We start from the raw sequence: 6,620 nt of genomic DNA on the forward strand, positions 1-6,620 counted from the left end.
GCCCGCGTGTTCAAGGTGCACCTCCAGGTCGGCGGCTTCGACCCGAACGACCCTCTCCTCGACGCCGTGTGGGGCGAACTGGTGGAGCGCCGGACGCCGGTCGTCGTCCACTGCGGCTCGGGGCCGGCGCCGGGACGGTTCACCGGGCCTGGGCCCATGGAGCGGCTGCTCGCCCGGTACCCCCGGCTGCGGGTGATCGTGGCCCACATGGGCATGCCCGAGTACGGCGCGTTCCTGGATCTGGCGGAGCGGTACGAGGAGGTCCGGCTGGACACCACCATGGCCTTCACGGACTTCGGCGAACGGCTCGCGCCCTTCCCCCCGGCCGAGTCCAAGAGGCTCGCGGAACTCGGTGACCGGATCCTCCTCGGTTCCGACTTCCCCAACATCCCCTACCCGTACGTCCATCAGCTGGAGGCCCTGGAGCGGATCGGTCTCGGGGACGACTGGCTGCGGGCCGTCCTGTACGGGAACGGGGCCGCGTTGTTTCACGTGAAACCGAGGCCGTCGCACGGGAATCGGTGAGCGGCGGCTCCGGGGCCGCCGGGGCCGTTTCTCAGGGAATTCACAGGAAAGGGCAAGAGCCCTCTCAGCGGCGGGGGTGAGCGTGGAGCCATGACCGTCACCTCCACCACCCCCGCCCGAGCCGCCACCGGCGCCCGCCGTGGCACGCGCGCCGAGTCGCGGCGTACCGACGGCTCCGCCGTCCGTGTCCTCGTCGTGGACGACGAGGCCTCGCTCGCGGAGTTGCTCTCCCTGGCCCTGCGCTACGAAGGCTGGACGGTGCGGAGCGCGCAGGACGGGGCCGCCGCCCTGCGCGCGGCGCGGGAGTTCCGGCCCGATGTCGTCCTGCTCGACGTGATGCTGCCGGATGCCGACGGACTGAGCCTGCTCGGTTCCCTCCGCAGGGAGCTGCCCGGGGTCCCCGTGCTCTTCCTGACGGCGAAGGACGCCGCCGAGGACCGCGTCGCCGGACTCACGGCCGGGGGCGACGACCACGTCACCAAGCCGTTCAGCCTGGAGGAGGTCGTCGCCCGGCTGCGCGGCCTCATCCGGCGCTCGGGTGCCGCGCCGGCGCGCGGCGGGTCGCTGCTGACCGTCGGCGATCTCACCCTGGACGAGGACAGCCACGAGGTCACCCGGGGCGGCGAGTCGATCCACCTCACGGCCACCGAGTTCGAGTTGCTGCGCTATCTGATGCGCAATCCGCGCCGGGTGCTCAGCAAGGCCCAGATCCTCGACCGCGTGTGGTCGTACGACTTCGGCGGCCACGCCAACGTGGTCGAGCTGTACATCTCCTACCTGCGCCGGAAGATCGACGCCGGCCGGTCCCCGATGATCCACACCCGGCGCGGTGCGGGATACCTCATCAAACCCGGCGAGTAGCCGGCCGAGGGGAGGCCGGCGCGGCTCATCCGGCGCTCGGAAACATCATCGCTATACAGCGTACGAGAGTCCTTGTACGGTGTACGAGTCACGTTCTCGTACACCGTACAAGGAGCTGCCATGACGGCGACGACCGCCGCGAACGAACCGCCCGCCGCCCCGGTGGGCGGTGGTCACCCGCAGCGCTGGCTGATCCTCGGCGTCATCTGCCTGGCCCAGCTCACCGTGCTGCTCGACAACACCGTGCTCAGCGTGGCCATCCCCTCGCTGACCTCGGAACTCCACGCCTCCACCAGCGACATCCAGTGGATGATCAACGCCTACTCGCTGGTCCAGTCCGGCCTGCTCCTCACCGCCGGCAACGCGGCCGACCGCTACGGCCGCAAGAAGCTGCTGGCCGCCGGCCTCGCCCTCTTCGGGCTCGGCTCGCTGGCCGCCGGGCTGGCCGATTCCACCGCCCAGCTGATCGCCGCCCGTGCGGGCATGGGCGTCGGCGGCGCGCTGCTCATGACCACCACCCTCGCCGTCGTCATGCAGATCTTCGACGACTCCGAGCGGGTCAAGGCCATCGCGCTCTGGGCCACGGTCGGCTCGCTCGGCTTCGCCGCCGGACCGCTGATCGGCGGCGCCATCCTCAACCACTTCTGGTGGGGAATGATCTTCCTCATCAACATCCCGGTGGCCCTGATCGGCCTGATCGCCGTCGTGAAGCTGGTCCCCGAGTCCAAGAACCCGCAGGGCGAGCGCCCCGACCTGGTCGGCGCGCTGCTCTCCACGATCGGCATGACCGCCGCCGTCTACGCGATCATCACCGGCCCTGAGCACGGCTGGACCTCCACCGAGGTGCTCGTCCCCGCCGCGATCGGTGTCGTCGTCCTGGCCGGCTTCGCCCTGTGGGAGCTGCGCGTCCCGTACCCGATGCTCGACATGCACTTCTTCCGCAACCAGAAGTTCGTGGGCGCGGTCGCGGGCGCGATCCTGGTCATGTTCGGCATGGGCGGCTCGATGTTCCTGCTCACCCAGCACCTGCAGTTCGTGCTCGGGTACGAGCCGCTGGAGGCCGGCCTGAGGATGGCGCCGCTCGCGCTGACCGTCGTCGCCCTCAACCTCACCGGTGTCGGCCCGCGGATCGTCATGAAGCTCGGCACGCCCCTCACCGTGACCGTCGGCATGACCCTCGTCGCGGCCGGCCTCGGCTCGATCGCGCTGATCGGCGGCGGCTCCGACGGCACGTACTGGGGCATGCTGCTCGGCCTGGTCCTCATGGGCATCGGCCTCGCCGTCTCCAACCCGGCCATGGCCAACGCCATCATGAGCGCGATCCCGCCGGAGAAGGCCGGTGTGGGCGCGGGCGTCAACGGCACCCTCGCGGAGTTCGGCAACGGTCTCGGTGTCGCCGTCCTCGGTGCCGTCCTCAACGCCCGGTTCGCCGCGCTCGTCACCGTCACCGCGACCTCGCTGCCCGCGGCGCTCGCGGCGGCGGGCACGGACGCCGAGCGGGCGGAGATCTCCGGTGCCTTCGCCTCGGGCCTCCAGACCAGCCAGCTCGTGGGCGCGGTCGCGGTCTTCGCGGGCGGCCTCCTCGCGGCGGCCCTCCTCGCCCGCGCCGAGCGGTCCGAACGCGCCGCGGCGGCCGGGGGGTCGGGGGAGACCGAGGGGTCCGGCGGCGACCCGTCCGAGAAGACCGGAGCGTCTGCATAGCATGGGCGCGGACGACTGAAGACGGAGGAACGCGATGGTCAAGGCAGCCGATCGGGCCAAGAACCCGGCGCGTTCCAGCGTCTGGCTGGAGAACAAGGACGGCCGGGCCGCCCGCAGCGGGGGCGGCCCGGCCGGGCTCGACCGGGACCGGATCGTGGCCGCCTCGATCCGCATCCTGGACGAGGAGGGTCTGGCGAAGCTGTCGATGCGCAAGCTCGCCACCGACCTCGGCGTCACGGCGATGTCCCTCTACTGGTACGTCGACACCAAGGACGACATCATCGAGTACGCCGTGGACACCGTCTACGGCGAGATCGACCTCGCCGTGGTCGACGCCGCCGGCGACTGGCGGCAGCAGATCCGGGAACTCGCCCTCCAGTACCGCCGGATGCTGGTCCGCCACCCCTGGATGTCCCCGAGCGCCGGCCAGTACCTCAACATCGGCCCCCACGCGATCGCGGTCGGATCCAAGATCCAGGAGACGATCCGCGCCACCGGTCTGCCGCTGGACCGCCTGCCGAGCACGATGTCGGCGGTCTTCCAGTTCGTGTACGGCTACGGCACCATCGAGGCCCAGTTCGGGCGCCGGGCGGCCGAGGCCGGCATGTCGCAGGACGACTTCTACGGCGAGGCGCTGAAGGCCTTCCGGGACGAACCGCAGTTCGTGGAAGCCCTCGAACCGATGGCGGAACTCCTCGACGAGCGCGCCTCGCACGACAGCGTCACCGTCATCTGGGACCGTGACTTCGAGTACGCCCTCGACATCCTCATCGCCGGCATCGAGGTCATGGTCCAGCGGCACGCCTGACAGGGCCGCGGCTCCCCCGCCGGTGGACGGCAGGACCCCGGGCGCCCCGGGATGCACGAGACGGGGCGACGAGCCGTCCCCTGCTCGTCGCCCCGCTCTGTGACCCGGTCCGCCTCCGCTCGAAGCGGACCGGGGGTTCCGTGTGGGTCGGCCCGACCCGGAGAAGGCCCTAGACGGCGGCCTTCTCCTTCCCCGACTCCGCCTTCGACGCGCTGTCGCCGTGGCTCTTGAGCGCGACCTCCTTGATGAACAGCGTCACCAGGAAGGCGATCAGCGCGAAGGGCGCGGAGTAGAGGAAGACGTCCGCGACGCCGTGCCCGTACGCGCTCTCCATCACCGTGCGGATCGGCGCGGGCAGGGCGTCCATGTCGGGGATGGCCCCGCTGCCGCCGCCCTGGCCCATGGCCCCGGCCGCCTTCGGGCCGAGCTCGGCGAGCCCGTCCCGTACGTAGTCGGTGACCCGGTGGGCCATGACCGCGCCGAGCGCCGAGACGCCGACCGCACCGCCCAGGGAGCGGAAGAAGGTGACGACGGAGGAGGCGGCGCCCAGGTCGGACGGGGCCACCTGGTTCTGCGTGCAGAGGACCAGGTTCTGCATCATCATGCCGAGGCCGAGGCCCAGGACCGCCATGTAGAGGGCGAGGTGCCAGTACGGGGTGTCGTACCGCATCGTGCCCAGCAGCCCGAGGCCGGCGGTGGCGAGGGCACCACCGCTGACCAGCCAGGCCTTCCACCGACCGGTCTTGGTGATGATCAGACCGGAGACGGTGGAGGAGACGAAGAGACCGGCGATCATGGGAATGGTGAGGACGCCGGACATCGTCGGCGACTCGTTCCGCGCCAGCTGGAAGTACTGGCTGAAGAAGACGGTGCCCGCGAACATCGCGACGCCCACGAAGAGGGAGGCGAGCGAGGCCAGCGTGATGGTGCGGTTGCGGAACAGGCGCAGCGGGATGATCGGCTCGCTCGCCCGGGACTCGACGAGGACGAAGACCGCGCCGAGGAGCACCGAGCCGCCGACCATCGCGGCCGTCTGCCAGGACATCCAGTCGTACTTGTCGCCCGCGAAGGTGACCCAGACGAGGAGCAGGGAGACGGCGGCGCTGATGAAGAAGGCGCCGGACCAGTCGACCTTGACCTCGCGCTTCACGACGGGGAGCTTCAGGGTCTTCTGCAGGACGAGCAGGGCGATGATCGCGAAGGGCACGCCGACGTAGAAGCACCAGCGCCAGCCGAGCCAGTCGGTGTCGGTGATGACGCCGCCGAGCAGCGGGCCGCCCACGGTGGCGACGGCGAAGGTGGCACCGAGGTAACCGCTGTACCGGCCGCGCTCCCGGGGGGAGATCATGGCGGCCAGGATGATCTGGGAGAGGGCGGTCAGACCGCCGACGCCGATGCCCTGGACGACGCGGCAGGCGATGAGCATGCCGGTGCTCTGGGAGAGACCGGCGACGATCGATCCCGCCACGTAGACGATCAGGGCTATCTGGACGAGCAGCTTCTTGGAGAAGAGGTCGGCCAGCTTGCCCCAGAGGGGCGTGGTCGCGGTCATCGCCAGGAGCGCGGCGGTGACGACCCAGGTGTACGCGGACTGGCCGCCGCCCAGGTCGGTGATGATCTGGGGGAGCGCGTTCGAGACGATCGTCGAGGACAGGATGGCGACGAACATGCCGAGCAGCAGCCCGGACAGCGCCTCCATGATCTGCCGGTGCGTCATCGGAGCGGTCTCGGCGGTCCCGCCGGCTCCCGTACCGGAGGGGGCGCCCCGCACACCGGTGTCGGGTGTGGTCGTAGCCATGAACTTCCTTTGTCTGACGTCGTTCCGGAGTGGTTTCTCAAGCGTGGTGCGCCCGGCAGTCCCCGAAGGAGTCGCGCAGCCGGGCGAGGAGCGCGGTGAGCAGTGCGACGTCGTCGTCGGACCACTCCGCGAGGTTGCGGGCGAAGGTCTCGGTCACCCGCCGGTCGAGCTCGGTGAGCATGTCCTGCCCTCCGGCGGTGAGCCGGAGGATGCGGGAGCGCCGGTCGGCCGGGTCGGGCCGGCGCTCCACCCAGCCGTGTTCGACGGTGTGGGCGACATGGCGGCTGCAGACGGACATGTCCACGGCCATGTGCTCGGCGAGCCGGCTCATCCGCATGTCGCCGTGGTGGTGGAGCAGGGCGAGGACGGCGGCGGCCCCACCCTGGCACTCGACGGGGAGAACGCGGGCGAGCCCGCGCTTCACGGCGCCGATGGCGCTGACCTGGCGGGCCAGATTCTCGTAGCGGTTGCGGTTCCGCGTCTCCATCGGGGCACTCCAGCTCATCTTGTTGCTTAGGGCAACCATAGAGATGGATGGTTGCTCCAGGCAAACTAAATCGGTCAAACGGCGCTAAAGAATCGGCAAAGGGCGGTCAGGGACGCCGGGGCTTGGGCCCGTCACCCCGCTTTCGCTAGGGTCCTGGCCCATGGCACACAACCCCCAAGCACCGTACGGACAGGGCCAGGGCCCCGAGGGCTCCTACGACCCCGCCGGCAGCACCCAGATGTTCCGCGCTTTCGTCGACGAGGGAACTCCGCAGCGGCAGCAGCAGACCCCGGCACCTTCGGCCGGCCCCCGGGTCGGCCTGATCGTGGGCGTGGTCGCGGCGATCGTGGTCCTGGCGGCGGTCGCCTGGCTGGCATTCGGCTGACCGACGCTCCTCGAACCGTCCCGGGTGGGCCGGGTCCGCGCCGCGCGGACCCGGC

The 6,620-nt window shown here is 70.7% G+C and carries 7 protein-coding genes; 5 read left to right on the forward strand and 2 right to left on the reverse strand.

Annotated features, from left to right (window positions below; genetic code table 11):
• The 4 genes from RIF68_RS22630 to RIF68_RS22645 form a co-directional block, all read left to right on the forward strand.
• Positions 1 to 525 (forward strand): amidohydrolase family protein (locus RIF68_RS22630; RefSeq protein WP_309053118.1); only part of this gene is annotated, 525 nt, incomplete at its 5' end.
• Positions 526 to 615: 90 nt separating this feature from the next.
• Positions 616 to 1,386 (forward strand): response regulator transcription factor, encoded by a 771-nt coding sequence (locus tag RIF68_RS22635; RefSeq protein WP_309053119.1) that lies wholly within the window; start codon positions 616 to 618, stop codon positions 1,384 to 1,386.
• 120 nt (positions 1,387 to 1,506) lie between these two features.
• A complete protein-coding gene (locus RIF68_RS22640) occupies positions 1,507 to 3,087 on the forward strand; it encodes an MFS transporter (protein ID WP_309053120.1) in 1,581 nt (526 codons plus the stop codon).
• 34 nt (positions 3,088 to 3,121) lie between these two features.
• Positions 3,122 to 3,895: a TetR/AcrR family transcriptional regulator gene (locus RIF68_RS22645; protein WP_309053121.1), complete on the forward strand. Its 774-nt coding sequence runs from the start codon at positions 3,122 to 3,124 to the stop codon at positions 3,893 to 3,895.
• A gap of 169 nt (positions 3,896 to 4,064) precedes the next feature.
• On the opposite strand, the gene RIF68_RS22650 is transcribed toward RIF68_RS22645, so the two are convergent.
• Together RIF68_RS22650 and RIF68_RS22655 are read right to left on the reverse strand one after the other, a co-directional pair.
• A complete protein-coding gene (locus RIF68_RS22650) occupies positions 4,065 to 5,693 on the reverse strand; it encodes an MDR family MFS transporter (RefSeq protein ID WP_309053122.1) in 1,629 nt (542 codons plus the stop codon).
• A gap of 37 nt (positions 5,694 to 5,730) precedes the next feature.
• Positions 5,731 to 6,180 (reverse strand): MarR family transcriptional regulator, encoded by a 450-nt coding sequence (locus tag RIF68_RS22655; RefSeq protein ID WP_309053123.1) that lies wholly within the window; start codon positions 6,178 to 6,180, stop codon positions 5,731 to 5,733.
• Between the two features lie 160 nt (positions 6,181 to 6,340).
• On the opposite strand from RIF68_RS22655, the gene RIF68_RS22660 reads away from it, so the two are divergent.
• On the forward strand, positions 6,341 to 6,565 hold the full coding sequence (locus RIF68_RS22660; protein WP_309053124.1) for a hypothetical protein: 225 nt from the start codon (positions 6,341 to 6,343) through the stop codon (positions 6,563 to 6,565).
• Positions 6,566 to 6,620 lie beyond the last annotated feature (55 nt).

The sequence above is a fragment of the Streptomyces sp. genome, assembly GCF_031178505.1.
Classification (GTDB): domain Bacteria; phylum Actinomycetota; class Actinomycetes; order Streptomycetales; family Streptomycetaceae; genus Streptomyces; species Streptomyces gulbargensis.